Genomic DNA, 15,387 nt, shown 5'->3' on the forward strand with positions numbered 1-15,387 from the left:
AGCCGCTTTTCACAGTTTCCGCAGAAATGTAAACCGTTAACGACCGCCGCGAATCAGTCCACCCAGACCGCGACGCTCCATAAATGCCGCAACCAGATGACGCACTTCCGAAGCGGTATGCGCTGCAATGCCCTGCTGGCTTAGCTTCTGTACTTCCTCCCGATCCAGATGTCGCAACAGGTACTTCACCCGCGGAATATTTTTGCCGTTCATGCTGAGATGATGATAGCCAAGCCCGACCAGCAGCGCGACACACATGGGATCGCCCGCCATTTCACCACACAGGCAGAGCTCAAGTTTGGCTTCCCGGGCTTCACGCGCAATGGTATGCAGCGCGCGCAGCATGGCGGGATGCAGCGGATCGTAGAGGTTTGCGACCCGGGTGTTGTTGCGATCCACCGCCAGCAGATACTGCGTCAGATCGTTGGTGCCGACCGAGATAAAATCAACGCGGCTGGCCAGATGCGGGATCATAAACAGCATTGAGGGCACTTCGATCATAACGCCGATACGCGGGCGGGGAATGGGATAGCCCAGTACCTCCTCCACTTCACGTCCGGCGCGATCGATCAGCCGGCGCGCGTCATCGATCTCATCAATATGGCTGATCATCGGCAGCAGAATATTGAGGTTTCCGGAGGCGACGTTAGCGCGCAGCATGGCCCGCACCTGGACCAGGAAGATCTCCGGCTGATCGAGCGTCAGGCGAATACCGCGCCAGCCAAGACACGGATTCTCTTCGCTGATTGGCATATAGGGCAGCTGTTTGTCCGCGCCGACGTCCAGCGTGCGCAGCGTGACCGGCTTATCGTAAAACAGCTGCAGCATGCCCTGGTACTGCGCCACCTGCTCCTCTTCTGACGGGAAGCCGCTTTGCAGCATAAACGGGATCTCAGTACGATAAAGGCCGATGCCATCGACCCAGCTGTCCAGCGCCTGCTCATGCTCCGGGCTAAGACCGGCATTGAGCATGACCTGCACCCGCTCCCCGCTTTTCAACTCACCGGGCTGATCCACCACGCCTTCCGCCATTTTGCTCAGCGCGTTCTCTTCGCTGATCAAACGCTGATACTCCTGTACCAGCACCGGCTCAGGATCGATCAGGACTTCCCCGCGATAGCCATCAACGATCAGCTGCCGCTTGTTGAGCTGCACCGGCAGGATATCGGCACCCATCACGGTCGGGATCCCCATCGCCCGCGTCAGGATCGCCGCATGTGAGTTAGCGGCGCCGTCGCGCACGACCACGCCTGCCAGCCGCTCATGCGGCAGCTCGGCCAGCGTCGTGGCCGTCAGCTCATCGGCCACCAGCACAAAGCGCTCCGGCCAGGCGTTGGTTCCCACCAGCGTATCATCAAGATGAAACAGCAGCCGCTGCCCCAGCACCCGCAGATCGCCAGCCCGTTCGCGCAGATAGTGATCCTGCAGGCTGGCAAACTGCGCCGCAAACTTTTCGATCACGGTTTTCACCGCCCACTCAGCCACCGATCCGCGCTCGATCTCCGCAAACAGATCTTTTTTCAGCCGCGCATCGGTCAGCAGATGCGAGTAGAGATCGAAGATTGCGGCGCTCTCTTTCTGCACGCCGGCCGCAAAGCGTTTACTGAAACGGCGGAATTCATTGCCCGCTTCCCCCATCGCCACCACCAGCCGCTCGCGCTCGCGCTGGGGATCAAGGGTTGATGCGGCAGAAACCTGATCCAGCAGCGGCTGTGTTTCATCCACCCAGCCGATCGCCACCGCCACGCCCGGAGAGGCGGCAATCGCTTTAACACGGGTTTGCCGGAACTGGCCAAATAGCTGGCCGAGCTGTGACTGTGAGAGCAGCCCCGCCATTTGCGTGGCGAGCGTCACCAGAAATGACTCTTCACTCTCATCAAACTGACGGTGTTCGCGCTGCTGCACCACCAGCACGCCCAGTAGCTGGCGACGACTGATAATAGGTACACCCAGGAAAGAGCGATAACGCTCTTCTTTTACGGCAGGAATATATTTAAAGCTGGGGTGACTCTGCGCATCGGCCAGGTTAATGGGTTCAGCAAGCCGGCCAACCAGGCCGACAATGCCTTCATCAAACGCCAGTGCGATCGTACGGCCGCGCGGTTTTTTCAGACCGCGGGTCGCCATCAGGTAGTAGCAGTGTCGATCGTGATCGGCGAGGTAAACCGAGCAGACCTCGGTCTCCATCGCCAGGCAGATTTCGTTAACCAGAATGTCGAGTGCTTCATTCAGACGCGGTGCACCCGCCACTTTTTCTACTATTTCGCGCAACTGAGTGAGCATAAGGGGCGTGGCCTATCCTCTTTTACGACGGTGGGCAACAGGGTTATTGCGCTGCCCCACACTCTCCTGCATCGACATTACCACGCCAGCAAACTCTTTCATGACGCGCCGGTAAACATCGCGCTTGAAGGAGACCACCTGACGTACCGGATACCAGAAGCTCACCCAGCGCCAGCCATCAAACTCGGGTGTGCTGCTGTGTTGCACATTGATATCCGCGTCATTACACATCAACTGCAGAAGAAACCACTTCTGTTTCTGGCCGATACAGACCGGCTTTGTATCCCAACGCACCAAACGTTTAGGCAACTTGTAACGTAACCAGTTACGGGTTGAAGCAAGTATTCGAACATCTTTGCGGTGTAAACCCACTTCTTCGAACAGTTCGCGATACATCGCCTGCTCTGCGGTTTCACCCGGATTGATGCCTCCCTGAGGAAACTGCCAGGAGTGCTGTCCAAAGCGCCTGGCCCATAACACTTGCCCCTGCCTGTTGCAGATTACGATACCAACATTCGGGCGGTAGCCATCATCATCGATCACTGGACTACCTCAAAGCTTAATTTGAATGGTCTGATTGTTTCACACTCCTTACAGGCGGTAAACCACTGGATAAGCCGGACCTCCGCAGAATAAAAAAGAGTTAACCCACAGAGATGACTTAACTTATAAACAGTTACCCTGCCTGTTGTGCGATCTTATGCACTTTTTCTGTGGATAGCTTTGTGCAGAACGCGGTAATTAACTGCAGACAGTTTAACGCCAGCGCAAAACAGAGGATTCTTATCCTGATAAATATATGATTATAATTAATAGCTTAATTAAAAAAATGGTGTCAGTCCGAAAGGCTTTTTTTAGCGCGGGTCAGACAAAGAGAGACGTGTGATTAAAAAACAACCTCCGTTGTTTTTATCCACAAGGAATGCCCTAAACCTGGTCAGATGATGCAAAAAAATCGCGCATTGCGGTTCAGCAGGCCCTGTAAATAGAAACAGGGATCGGCTCAGGACGGGCTTATCCCATTTATCTGTGGATAACTTACACTGATATCCTGTTTATTGTGGCGGACAAATCGGGATAAACTGTCTCTCTGAACCGTACCTGCTGCTGCAGTCATTCAAAAAAGCAGTGTGAATCATGCTATTATGACGCCCATTCAGAAAGAGGCGATGTGGACAACCTGCCCGCCCGCAAACTGATTATTTTTTAACCAACTCAGATATTGATCATGACATTTCACGATCCTTTGCCCGGTTCCCCGATAAGTGAAGAAGAGTTGCTGCAGCGTGCGCATCAGCTGGCCGGAGAGCGGCTGGAAACCCTGGCAGCCCGGCTTAACCTGCCGGTACCTGATAATCTTAAACGCGATAAAGGCTGGGTCGGCATGCTGCTGGAGCTGCACCTGGGTGCCAGCGCCGGCAGTAAAGCGGAGCAGGATTTTGCGCATTTGGGTATCGAGCTTAAAACCATTCCGGTTGATGCTCAGGGCAGGCCACTGGAGACCACCTTTGTCTGTGTGGCGCCGCTGACGGGTAACAGCGGCGTGACCTGGGCGTCAAGCCATGTGCGCCATAAGCTGGCGCGGGTATTGTGGATCCCGGTTGAGGGCGAGCGCACGATCCCACTGGCTGAGCGTCGGGTGGGTACGCCCCTGCTCTGGCAGCCAGACGCAGAAGAGGAGCAGCAGCTGCGCGCCGACTGGGAGGAGCTGATGGATATGATTGTGCTGGGGCAGGTCGAGCGTATTACCGCCCGCCACGGCGCCTGGCTGCAAATCCGTCCCAAAGCAGCCAACAACCGGGCGCTGACGGAAGCCGTAGGTGAGCATGGTGAACGCATTATGACGCTGCCGCGCGGCTTCTATCTTAAAAAGCACTTTACGGCTGCGCTGCTGGCGCGCCATTTTTTACTGTAATTCACTACACGCTCTCTTATACCGCACATTTTCCGACGTCTGGTTTTGCCAGCGTCCGCCAGCTAACGTTACACTCTTCAGTGTGCTGAGCAACCAGCAGGAAACGTGCCTGCTTGTCAAGCTAATGCACGCTATCTCTCGCTTTTTTAAGAATCATGCGATTACTTCGTCAGGTAAAAGCATTTATTACTACACTTTTGCAGTTGGAGCAGCTCAGGGAGCGGATAATGAAAGGGTTAGCGGGTGTAGCGGGTTTACTGCTGGCAGCGTCAGTGCTGAGCGGTTGCAGTAGTGACTATGTGATGGCAACAAAAGATGGCCAGATGATTATGACCGAGGGCAAGCCCTCGATCGATAAAGAGACCGGCCTGGTTGAGTACACCGATCGGCAGGGTCACGTTATGCAGATCAACGGTGATGAAGTTTCCACCATCATTGAACGTTAAGTGCCAGATTACCCGGCCTGCACGGCGTTTTCCTCCGTGCAGGCGATTTCCCGGAGTTTCCCCTCTTCCTTCCTCTGTGTCAGACAGGCTATAGTCCGAAAGGACAGAACATTCCGTTTCATAATGAAAAAAGGAAGCCGGCAATGCATTATCACCGTATCCCCCATAGTACGCTGGAAGTCAGTCAACTGGGGCTAGGCACGATGACGTTTGGTGAGCAAAACAGCGAAGCCGACGCCCACGAACAACTCGATTACGCTGTGAGCCAGGGCATCAATCTGATCGATACTGCAGAGATGTACCCGGTTCCGCCGCGTCCTGAAACCCAGGGATTAACTGAACAATACATTGGCAGCTGGCTGAAAAAGCGCGGCAGCCGCGATAAAGTGATCCTCGCCAGCAAAGTCGCCGGGCCGGTTCGCGGCAGCGACGCGCTGATCCGCCCGCATCAGGCGCTCGATCGCAAAAACATTCGCGAGGCGCTGGATGCCAGCCTGAAGCGTCTGAATACCGACTACCTCGATCTTTATCAGCTGCACTGGCCGCAGCGCCAGACTAACTACTTTGGCAAGCTCGGCTACGAGTACAGCGAAAGTACCGCGACCGTGACCCTGCTGGAGACGCTGGAAGCGCTGACCGAACAGGTGCGCGCCGGTAAGATCCGCTACATTGGCGTTTCGAATGAGACCGCCTGGGGCGTAATGCGCTATCTGCAGCTGGCTGAAAAACATGAACTGCCGCGGATTGTGACGATTCAGAACCCTTACAGTCTGCTGAACCGTAGCTTTGAGGTTGGGCTGGCCGAGATTAGTCAGCATGAAGGCGTGGAGCTGCTGGCTTACTCAAGCCTCGCATTTGGTACTCTGAGCGGCAAGTACCTGAATGGCGCGAAGCCCGCTGGCGCCCGCAACACGCTGTTCAGCCGCTTTACCCGTTACAGCAGTGAGCAGTCGCAACAGGCGATCGCCGCCTATGTCGACCTGGCAAAGCAGCATAATCTGGATCCATCGCAAATGGCCCTCGCCTATGTGCGCCAGCAGCCGTTCGTTGCCAGTACCCTGCTGGGCGCGACCACGCTGGAGCAGCTGAAAACGAATGTGGAGAGTTTTAATCTGACGCTGAACGCCGATGTGCTGGAAGCGCTGGAAACCATCCACCGGCAGTATACCTATCCCGCACCGTAATTTTTCAGGGTTATATGAATACGGCGGAGATTAACGCAAGGGCGTCATTAATGACGCCCTTTTTGATTGCGGTGAAATCGTATAAACGCAGGTGCATCGATACATACGCCAGGGTCGCATAAATGCGACCCCTACGGGAATGTTGAATCATGCGATGGGAATTCGCAGGGGCGTCATTAATGACGCCCTTTGAATGCACCAGGGCCGCATAAATGCGGCCCCTACGGGGATACGGGACGCGATTTCCACCACAGCAGCGCGATTGCGGCGGCAAATGCTATGCCAAAGCCTGTGCCGGTGGCAATCGCCGGGGCACCGAGCTTAATCGCCAGGGTATAGAGACCCAGCATCAGCAGCATGGCGCTATTCTCGCCGAGGTTCTGCACGGCAATTGCATTACCTGAACCCACGCTCGCCTTACCGCGCTCCTGCAGCAGTGCGTTGAGCGGCACCACAAAAAAACCGCCCAGGGCGCCGATCGCCATCAGCAGGAGATAAGCGTTCAGCAGCGTGGTTTGCAGCGAAAACAGCACCACCATCACTCCTATCAGCACCCCTGCCGGCATACAGCGCCGCACCGTCTGCAGCGTCACCAGCTTAGCCGCCGCCGCCGCGCCCAGTACAATTCCTATCGCTACCATGGCGTTGAGGGTGGTGGGCGTTTTGTTATCGGTAATGCCTAAGGCCACCGGCACCCAGAGCACCAGCAGGAAACGCAGTGTGACCCCTGCTCCCCAGAACAGACTGGTACCCAGCAGGGAAAAACGCGTCTCGCCGTTATGCCACAGCTGGCGTGCTGCACCGCTGAAGCTGCGCAGCATCCTGAGCGCATGCCAGCTCTGACCGGGACGCGCCGCGCTGAGGCGGGGAATGAAGAGATTGGCGACGACCGCCAGCGCGTAGGTCAGCGCACAGGCGGCCAGCGCCATCAGCAGATGCCAGTCCGCCAGTATCCCGCCCGCTACCGAACCGAGCAGAATGGCCGCGATGGTCGATGCCTCCATCAGCCCGTTGGCTTTCACCAGACGTTCACCGCTGGTGATTTCCGTCAGAATGCCATACTTCGCCGGCGAGTAAGCGGCCGCGCCGATGCCCACCAGCGTATAGCCGAGAAACGGATTAAAGCCGAAACAGATGGTCAGCGCACCCAGCAGCTTCAGACTATTCGCCAGCATCATCACCCGTCCTTTGGCGAAGCTGTCGGCCATCTGCCCGACAAACGGCGCCAGCAGAATATAGGTGGCGACAAACAGCATCTGCAGGACCGGCTGGCTCCAGTCGGGGTAGAACTGATTTTTCAGCACTGCCAGCGTGGCAAACAGCAGCGCGTTATCACCAAAAGCGGAAAAAAACTGCGCCACGATCACGGCAATCATACCGCGCGACAGCAGCGGAGCGCGGGCCTCCCCATGCTGGCTCATGCTCTCTCCTCTTCCGCCAGCTGCTTCAGGCTGACGTAGTCTGGCTTACCGCTGCCGAGCATCGGCAGCTGTTTCATGACGCGGATATCGCGCGGCACCGCCAGCTCTGGCGCACCGGTTTCACGCGCCGCCTGCAGCAGCTGCTCGCGCGTCAGCTCGCTGTCGGTGGTAAACAGCACCAGCGCTTCGCCGCGATTACCGTCCGGACGCAGCGAGGCGGCATGCTGTTTTTCACCGGAGGCTTTCAGCGCAATCTGTTCAACGCTCTCCAGCGACACCATCTCACCGGCTATCTTGGCAAAGCGCTTCGCCCGGCCCTGAATCTGACAAAAACCGCCTTCATCGAAACTGACAATATCACCGGTATCATACCAGCCCGCCTCCATCACACCTTCGCCGTTGTCCGCCACGGGCGGTTCCAGCACGCCGGGCGCGTCAACACGCAGATAGCCATTCATGATATTCGGGCCGCGCAGCTGCAGCCGGCCACCCTGCTCAATGCCCGGCACTGAAATCAGACGGGAATCCATGCCGGGCAGCAGACGGCCAACGGTATGCGTGCGGGCAGCCATCGGCACGTTGATCGCCACAACCGGCGCGCACTCGGTGACGCCATAGCCCTCAAGAATACGAATACCGTATTTCTCCATATAGAGCTGGCGCGTGCCTTCCTGCAGCTTCTCCGCACCGGCTACCACGTAGCGCAAACGGGCAAAATCATAGGGGCTGGCGAAGCGCGCGTAGTTACCCAGAAACGTTGACGTACCGAACAGAACGGTGCAGTTGCGGTCATAAACCAGCTCCGGCACGATGCGATAGTGCAGCGGACTGGGATAGAGGAAAACCTGCGCCCCGGTGAGCAGCGGCGTGAAGAGGCCCACCGTCAGGCCGAAGGCGTGAAACAGCGGCAGCGCTGACATAAAGCGATCGCGCGGCGTAAAGTCGGCCACGGTGCGGATCTGCTCCACGTTAGCCAGCAGGCTCTTATGAGAATGCACCACCCCTTTAGGATGGCCTTCCGAACCAGAGGTAAACAGCACCATCGCCGCCTCTTCCGGCTGCTGCGCCAGCTGTGCCCGGCGCGGCAGCAGCAGATGGCCAAGGATCCATAGCTTATCCTGCAGCGTTACCGTCTCTTTAAGATCTTCGAGGTAAATCCATTCGACTTCAGTCAGCCCCTGCGGCAGATGCCACAGGTTGCCTTTTTCCAGAAACTGGCGTGAGGTAAACACGGTTTTTACCTGCGAGGCGGTCAGGGCGGCACGCATGCCGCTGACGCCAGCCGTATAGTTGAGCATGGCCGGGACGCGCCCGCGCATAGATGCACCGAGGATCGCTGCAGCAGTCACGGTAGCATTAGGCAGCAGCAGACCAATATATTCTCCCTGCCGGCTGTAGCGCTCAAGAATACGTCCCACCCCGAGCGCCTTTTTCAGCAGCCCGGTGTAGCTGTCCGGCTGAAAATTCACATCTTCAATACAGGCTTTGGTCAGTCCGTAGCGGGTACGCGCGCTGAGAAAAGCTTCGTAGAGCGTTTCGCGCGGGCGCACCGCCATGCGCGCTTCCATCATAATATGGTGCAGGTGTTCACCTGCCAGCACGCGCCGGTCGCGGGCGCGTTTCGCCTCCGGCATCGGAATATGGGTCGCTGGCAGCACGCTCAGCGTAATCCGGGGAAACAGGCGACGCTTAAATACCCCGCCAAGACGGCCAAACGGCGTGTACTCCGCTCCCTCAATGCGCATCGGCACCACCGTCGCGCCCGATTTCGCCGCCACAAAGCCGGCACCGCTGTAGATCTTCATCAGCGACCCGGTCACGGTGATACGACCTTCCGGGAAAATCACCACCGGGCGGCCGGTGTTAATCATGCGAACCAGATGTTTGATCGACATCGGCTTAGTGGGATCGAGCGGGACAAAGTCGATAATCGGTTTCAGCAGGCGCATATACCAGCGGGTGCTGATAGCAGAATAGACCGCAAATACCGGCCTGATCGGTAAAAACAGCCCCACCAGCACGCCATCCAGAAAGGACATATGATTAGGCGCGATCAGCACTTTCTCTTTATGCAGCGCCGTAAGATCGCCGCGCAGCTCCACGCGCCATAGCAGGCGACAGAGAGTGCGCAAAAGGGTAAATAGCATGCCAGCTCCTTAGCAAGGTCAAAAATGGTAATTACCTTGCAGGATTTGCCGGGCGGCGACAAGTACAGAGCAGAATTAAAGCGGAGTCCCTGACAAACAGCGATGCGGGGCCGCAAAAAAAAGATAAAAAAAACCCACGCGTCTGCGTGGGTCGGTGCAACCGAACAGGGTTATACCTGCAGTGCAGGTATCGCTGCCGCAGCAGCCGATCTTCACACCAATCATACCTCTGGGATCGCTATCGTCGCGCAGCAGCCTGCGAAATAACAGCGGCTAAACGCAACCGTATTCAGCGAAATGCAACCAGGTATGAACAGCGCATCCTGCTGGTTACATTTTGATTTAGCTAGGATTTATCTGACGGTGGCTTGCTGTAAAGCGCATCCGGCGCAATGTTCATGTGCTTCAGCACCGGTCCCATAATATTGCCGAAGATGGGCGCGGCCACCGAGCCGCCGAAGTGATCGCCCGCGGTCGGATGGTTGATCATCACTACCAGCGCCACCTCCGGATGGCTGGCTGGCGCGATCCCGGCGGTATAGTTCACGTAACCGCCATCATATTTGCCGCTGCTGCCCATCTTCTCTGCGGTACCGGTTTTGGTCGCCAGGCGATAACCTGGTACCGCAGCCTTGATACCGGTGCCGCCCGGCAGCACGTCACTCTCCAGCATATGCACCACGGTCTGTACAATCTGCGGATTGGCTACCTGTTTGCCCAGCACCGGTGGCGTGACTTTGGTTATCGACAGCGGACGATAAACGCCAAACGAGCCCAGCGTGGCATATTCGCGCGCAATCTGCAGCGGCGTCACGCGCAGGCCGTAACCAAAGGAGAAGGTTGCACGTTCAATGTCCGCCCAGCGCTCGCGATGCAGCGGAAAGTAGCCCACGCTCTCACCGGTTAATCCCAGTCCGGTAGGCTTGCCGAGACCAAATGCCTGATAGGTGTTGACCAGCGCTTCCGCCGGCATCGCCAGCGCAATATGCGATACGCCGATATCACTCGATTTTTGCAAAATGCCGGTCATGGTGAGACGCGGCCAGTGGCCGACGTCGCGGATAAGATGGCCATTGACGCTGTAGGGGGTGGTATCAATCACCGAGTCAGGCCTCACCAGATGGCGCTCCAGACCCTCCATCACTACCAGCGGTTTGACCGTTGAGCCGGGTTCAAAGCTGTCATTGATGGCGACGTTACGCATCTGCGCGGGTGTCGCCTTGTCGAAATTATTCGGGTTGAATGAGGGATACGATGCCATTGCCAGAATTTCACCGGTATCGATCTTCACCAGCACCGCGGCGCCGGAGTCCGCTTTGTTCAGCAGCACGCCGTCGCGCAGCCTGCTGTAGAGGGTAAACTGATCAAACTTGTCGATGCTGAGCTGCACCGTGGGCGGCTGCTTCGGCGGCTCATAATCGATCATCGAAATGATATTGCCCTCGCCATCCTGGCGATAGACCTCTTTGCCTGGCTCGCCCTGCAGCACCCGATCAAACCCTTTCTCCAGCCCGTTAAGCCCGTTGCTGTCAGCTCCCACAATGCCAATCAGCGGCGCAGCCGCTTCACTCATCGGATAAAACCGGCTGTCGTTATAGACCGAGCTGATCCCTTTCAGGTGCAGTTTGGCGATATCTTTGGCGATCCCCAGCTCAATCTTACGTCCCAGATAGAGAAACCGCTTTTTCGGGTTAGCCGTAATCTGCGCCTGCAGATCTTCCGGCCGCATGCTGAGCGCCGCCGCCAGATAGCCCCACTTTGCACTGCTGAAGTCGGGATTCGCCTCCAGCACCCGTTTAGGATCGGCAATGATGTCGCGCGACGGTACGCTCAGCGCCAGCGCCTGGCCGTCGCGATCCAGCAGCGTGCCGCGATTCGTGGGCAGCGTAACGGTGCGCAGCGAGCGCTGATCCGCTTCATGCTCCAGCATCGGATGGTTGATCAGCTGCAGATCGCCGACGCGGGCGAGCAGCAGTCCCATACAGGTCAGCACGCCCAGACAGATCAGACGAAAACGAAACGGGTTAAACGGGGCTTTAATCTGGTCTTTACCCAGAAATTTTTTAATCGGAGGCATAGCATTCCGCTGCGGTGAGAGTCGTTATCCAGACTGGTTATCGGCTGTTATAAAGAAAGGCCTGGCAAGTTGACAGGAAAACTGTGTTTCAGTTATTTGCAGAGATGACTGACAAAAAAAACCTGCGCATCTGCGCAGGTTGGTGTAATCAAGAAAACGTTTTGATGTTCACCCATCAATACCTCTGGGACTCTGACTGTAGCAAGCCAGCTGACAGCCCTGCACCTGCTTAAACGCAACAGTTGCCCGCAAAATGTAACCAGCGGTGAGATTGTTAGTGGTTTGTGCAACCGTGATGTTTTCTGACTTCGACCAGGCAGCTCATGGCGTTCGGTCCCTGCGTCAGGGAAGAGGTCCCGATATCCAGCGTCAGTACGTTCGGGTTGCCGGCGCGATCCCACGGCTGCCACGTGCCGCCAAAGCCGGGATCGAACCATGCACCGGTCGCGATAATCAGTACGCCCGGCGCGACGCCGTCGGTCAGGCGCACGCCGGCCAGCATACGGCCGCGCGCATTGCTTACCTCAACCACCTCCCCGTCGGCAATGCCGCGCTGCGCGGCATCCTGCGGATGCATCGACAGCGTCTCATGCCCGGCAGTTTTATTGGCCTGAACGGCAGGGGTTGCATCCAGCTGGCTGTGCAGCCGGTCGGCAGGCTGCACTGAGATCATATGCAGCGGATAGTCGCTGCTCAGCGGCGCACCCAGCCACTCCTGCGGCTCACACCAGGTGGGATGACCCGCGAAGTCATCCAGCTGATAGTCCGCAATGGTCTGGCAAAAGAGCTCAATTTTGCCGCTGGCGGTGGCGATGGGATGCGCCTGCGGATCGGCGCGAAACTCCTCCATAAAGATATAGGGTTTCCCGCCCTCGGGGATCTCCACAAACCCGCGCTCCCAGAACTCACTGAAGGCCGGGAAAGCGATACCGCGCCGCGCATGTGCCTGTGCGCACTGCTGATAAAGATGCTCAATCCACTGCATCTCATTGCGCCCTTCCGTAAAGCGCTCACGATAACCGAGGCGATCGGCGATATCGGCAAAAATATCGAAGTCGTTGCGTGCCTGATGCTGTGGCCTGACTGCCTGGTGCATCGCCAGCACAAAGCGATCGCGCGACGATCCGCCAATATCGTTGCGCTCCAGCGTGGTTGTCACCGGCAGCACAATGTCCGCCATCTGCGCCGCAGGCGTCCAGACAATATCCTGCACAATCACCGTATCGGGTCGCTGCCAGCCGGCGACCAGCCGGTTAAGCTGCTGGTGATGATGAAACGGATTACCGCCCGCCCAGTGCACCAGATGGATATCAGGATAGTGCAGCGTCTCACCGCAGAAGTCGTAAGGTTCGCCTGGCTGCAGCAGCATGTCGCTGATGCGCGCTACCGGAATCGCCAGATTGGCCGGATTAGGCCCGGTGCTCATCATCGGCGCCGGTCCCTCCTGACGCGGATTGCCTACGCTGTTCATTGAGCCATGCCCGAATGAGAAGCCTGCGCCCGGCAGGCCCGGCTGACCCAGCATGCAGGAGAGCGCAATCATCATCCAGTAAGGCTGCTCACCGCGGTGGGCGCGCTGCACGGAGTAAGCGCTGGTCATAAAGCTGCGCCTGCCCGCCAGCTGCTGTGCCAGCTGTGCGATACGTGCGGCCGGAATAGCGGTAATGGCGCTCGCCCAGGCTGCGGTTTTTGCCACGCCGTCGCTTTCGCCCAGCAGGTAAGCGCGCAGCTGCGGCCAGCCGGTGCAGTGCGTAGCGAGGAAGGTGTCGTCAGTGGCGCCGTTGCGCAGGATCTCATAGCCCAGCGCCAGCATCAGCGCGACATCGGTATTGGGGCGAATCGGGATCCATTCGGCGTTTAGCCACGCCGGACAGTCATCGCGCTGCGGGCTGATGTTGATTACCGGAGTGCCCCTGGCGCGCAGCTGCTCCAGCGCCGGCTTCAGGCTGTGCTGCCCCGCTCCGCCGGACGCGACCTGCGCATTTTTCAACGCCAGGCCACCAAAGGCGACAAAAATCTCCGCATGCTCCACCACCTGCGGCCAGTCGGTTACGCGCCCGGTCAGCGGCATGTAAGTGCCAATCACATAGGGCAGGAAGAACTGGGCGGCGCCCCAGCTGTAGTTGCCCTGCTGATCGACCCCGCCGCCGCCCTGAAAATAGAAACGCCGCACCAGCGTCCGCGCATGGTTCACCCGTCCGGCCGAGGACCAGCCGTAAGAGCCGGTAAAGATGCCGGCTGCCCCGTAGCGCTCGCGTACGCGGCGGTTCTCTTCTGCGACCAGATCGAGCGCGGTATCCCAGCTGACCGGCACAAAGTCTTCACGCCCGCGCAGGGTGCGATCGCTGTTCTCGTGCGATTTCAGCCACGAGCGGCGCACCATTGGCTGGCGGATACGCCTGTCGGAGTAAACCAGCTCGGGGATGGTGTGGATCATCGGTGAAGGATCGGTATCGGCAAAGAAAGGTTCGCAGCCTGTCAGGCGACCATCTTCCGTCACGGCGGTAAAAGCGCCCCAGTGCGCCAGGTGCGGCACGCGTGTTTTCATGAGAGTGTCCGGCAGATAAACAGAGAATGCGCGGCAGCATAGCATGAGGCTGCACTCCGCCAGAAGCCTGCCTGTGAGCGGCTGATTTTCCGCGCTTTTGCGACAACGCTGGCATTCTGATCGCTTGCGGCCCAGGGGCTTTTCCGTAACACTGATGCGATGTGTAAACGTTTTCCCTGGATGTCGATAATTGCATGGCTACCATAAAGGATGTTGCCCGTATGGCCGGGGTGTCGGTTGCGACCGTTTCCCGTGTTATCAATAACTCTCCCAAAGCCAGCGAAGGTTCACGCCTCGCGGTAACCCAGGCGATGGAGCAGCTGCAGTATCACCCTAACGCCAATGCGCGCGCGCTGGCACAGCAATCTACTGAAACGCTGGGGCTGGTGGTGGGTGATGTATCCGACCCTTTTTTTGGCGCGATGGTAAAAGCGGTGGATGAAGTGGCAGGCGAGACCGGCAACTTTCTGCTGATTGGTAACGGTTACCATAATGAACAAAAAGAGCGGCAGGCGATTGAGCAGCTGATGCGCCATCGCTGCGCGGCGCTGGTGGTGCATGCCAAGAAAATCCCGGCAGACGATCTGGAGATGCTGATGCGTCAGGTGCCGGGTATGGTGCTGCTGAACCGGCTGATCCCGGGCTTTGAGTCACGCTGTATTGCGCTTGACGATCGCTATGGCGCCTGGCTCGCCACCCGGCATCTTATTCAGCAGGGCCATACGCACATCGCTTTTATCTGCTCCACGCACACCATTTCTGATGCAGAGGATCGCCTGCAGGGCTATTACGATGCGCTGCGGGAACACGGCCTGCCCTGTAACGACCGCCTGGTGGCCTGGGGTGAGCCTGATGAAACAGGCGGTGAGCAGGCGATGACGGAGCTGCTGGGCCGCGGCAAGTCTCTGACGGCCGTCGCCTGCTATAACGACTCGATGGCTGCTGGCGCGCTGGCGGTGCTAAGTGATAACGGCATCCGCGTACCAGAGGAGATGTCACTGATCGGGTTTGATGATGTGCTGGTGTCACGTTACGTGCGTCCGCGCCTTACTACCGTGCGCTATCCTATTGTCACTATGGCGCAGCAGGCGGCACAGCTGGCGCTGGCGCTGGCGCACGGCAGCGAGCTGCCTGAAGTCACTAATATGTTCAGTCCGACGCTGGTGCGGCGTCACTCAGTGGGTGGGCCTGGATAAGTGATGCGCTGTACAGCGCGCTAAGCAGCGCGGGGCTGGGCGCTAAGCAGCGCAGGGCTGGACGCTGAGCAGAGCTGAGCGCTGAGCAGCGCGGGGCTGGTTGCGGCAGCGCGTGACGCCGGAGGGGTTCCGCCCGCCAGGCTTCTGGCAGTTTCAGCGGCGCTTGCGCA

Annotated in this window: 10 protein-coding genes; 4 read left to right on the forward strand and 6 right to left on the reverse strand. The window is 58.1% G+C overall.

All coding sequences use genetic code 11. The annotated features are described in order from the left end of the window. Nucleotides 1–36: 36 nt before the first annotated feature. Both ptsP and rppH read right to left on the reverse strand, forming a co-directional pair. Nucleotides 37–2,283, reverse strand: coding sequence for a phosphoenolpyruvate--protein phosphotransferase (ptsP, locus tag DBY66_RS12860; protein WP_039379967.1), 2,247 nt, complete (start codon nucleotides 2,281–2,283; stop codon nucleotides 37–39). A gap of 12 nt (nucleotides 2,284–2,295) precedes the next feature. After that, nucleotides 2,296–2,826, reverse strand: coding sequence for an RNA pyrophosphohydrolase (gene rppH / locus DBY66_RS12865; RefSeq protein WP_039379969.1), 531 nt, complete (start codon nucleotides 2,824–2,826; stop codon nucleotides 2,296–2,298). A 685-nt stretch (nucleotides 2,827–3,511) separates the two neighbouring features. On the opposite strand from rppH, the gene mutH reads away from it, so the two are divergent. From mutH to DBY66_RS12880, 3 genes are all read left to right on the forward strand, one after another. Next, a complete protein-coding gene (gene mutH, locus DBY66_RS12870; protein WP_039379971.1) occupies nucleotides 3,512–4,198 on the forward strand; it encodes a DNA mismatch repair endonuclease MutH in 687 nt (228 codons plus the stop codon). Nucleotides 4,199–4,425: 227 nt separating this feature from the next. Continuing rightward, nucleotides 4,426–4,644, forward strand: coding sequence for a YgdI/YgdR family lipoprotein (locus DBY66_RS12875; RefSeq protein WP_039379973.1), 219 nt, complete (start codon nucleotides 4,426–4,428; stop codon nucleotides 4,642–4,644). A gap of 143 nt (nucleotides 4,645–4,787) precedes the next feature. Next, a complete protein-coding gene (locus DBY66_RS12880) occupies nucleotides 4,788–5,828 on the forward strand; it encodes an NADP(H)-dependent aldo-keto reductase (protein ID WP_039379975.1) in 1,041 nt (346 codons plus the stop codon). Between the two features lie 221 nt (nucleotides 5,829–6,049). Here DBY66_RS12880 and lplT read toward each other — a convergent pair whose 3' ends face one another. The 4 genes from lplT to DBY66_RS12900 form a co-directional block, all read right to left on the reverse strand. Continuing rightward, nucleotides 6,050–7,249, reverse strand: coding sequence for a lysophospholipid transporter LplT (gene lplT, locus DBY66_RS12885; protein ID WP_104085481.1), 1,200 nt, complete (start codon nucleotides 7,247–7,249; stop codon nucleotides 6,050–6,052). Beyond that, complete coding sequence (gene aas / locus DBY66_RS12890; protein WP_108569643.1) at nucleotides 7,246–9,396, reverse strand: bifunctional acyl-ACP--phospholipid O-acyltransferase/long-chain-fatty-acid--ACP ligase; 2,151 nt, start codon at nucleotides 9,394–9,396, stop codon at nucleotides 7,246–7,248. Before aas ends, lplT begins: the two co-directional genes overlap by 4 nt. Nucleotides 9,397–9,742: 346 nt before the next feature. Next, on the reverse strand, nucleotides 9,743–11,473 hold the full coding sequence (locus tag DBY66_RS12895; protein ID WP_071668559.1) for a penicillin-binding transpeptidase domain-containing protein: 1,731 nt from the start codon (nucleotides 11,471–11,473) through the stop codon (nucleotides 9,743–9,745). Between the two features lie 274 nt (nucleotides 11,474–11,747). Continuing rightward, a complete protein-coding gene (locus tag DBY66_RS12900; protein ID WP_108569644.1) occupies nucleotides 11,748–14,021 on the reverse strand; it encodes a molybdopterin guanine dinucleotide-containing S/N-oxide reductase in 2,274 nt (757 codons plus the stop codon). Nucleotides 14,022–14,215: 194 nt separating this feature from the next. Between DBY66_RS12900 and galR the strand changes: the two genes are divergently transcribed. After that, nucleotides 14,216–15,217, forward strand: coding sequence for an HTH-type transcriptional regulator GalR (gene galR, locus DBY66_RS12905; protein ID WP_039379986.1), 1,002 nt, complete (start codon nucleotides 14,216–14,218; stop codon nucleotides 15,215–15,217). Nucleotides 15,218–15,387: the final 170 nt, after the last annotated feature.

The sequence above is a fragment of the Pantoea sp. RIT413 genome (assembly GCF_003057675.2).
In the GTDB taxonomy this organism is placed as follows: Bacteria; Pseudomonadota; Gammaproteobacteria; order Enterobacterales; family Enterobacteriaceae; genus Pantoea; species Pantoea eucrina.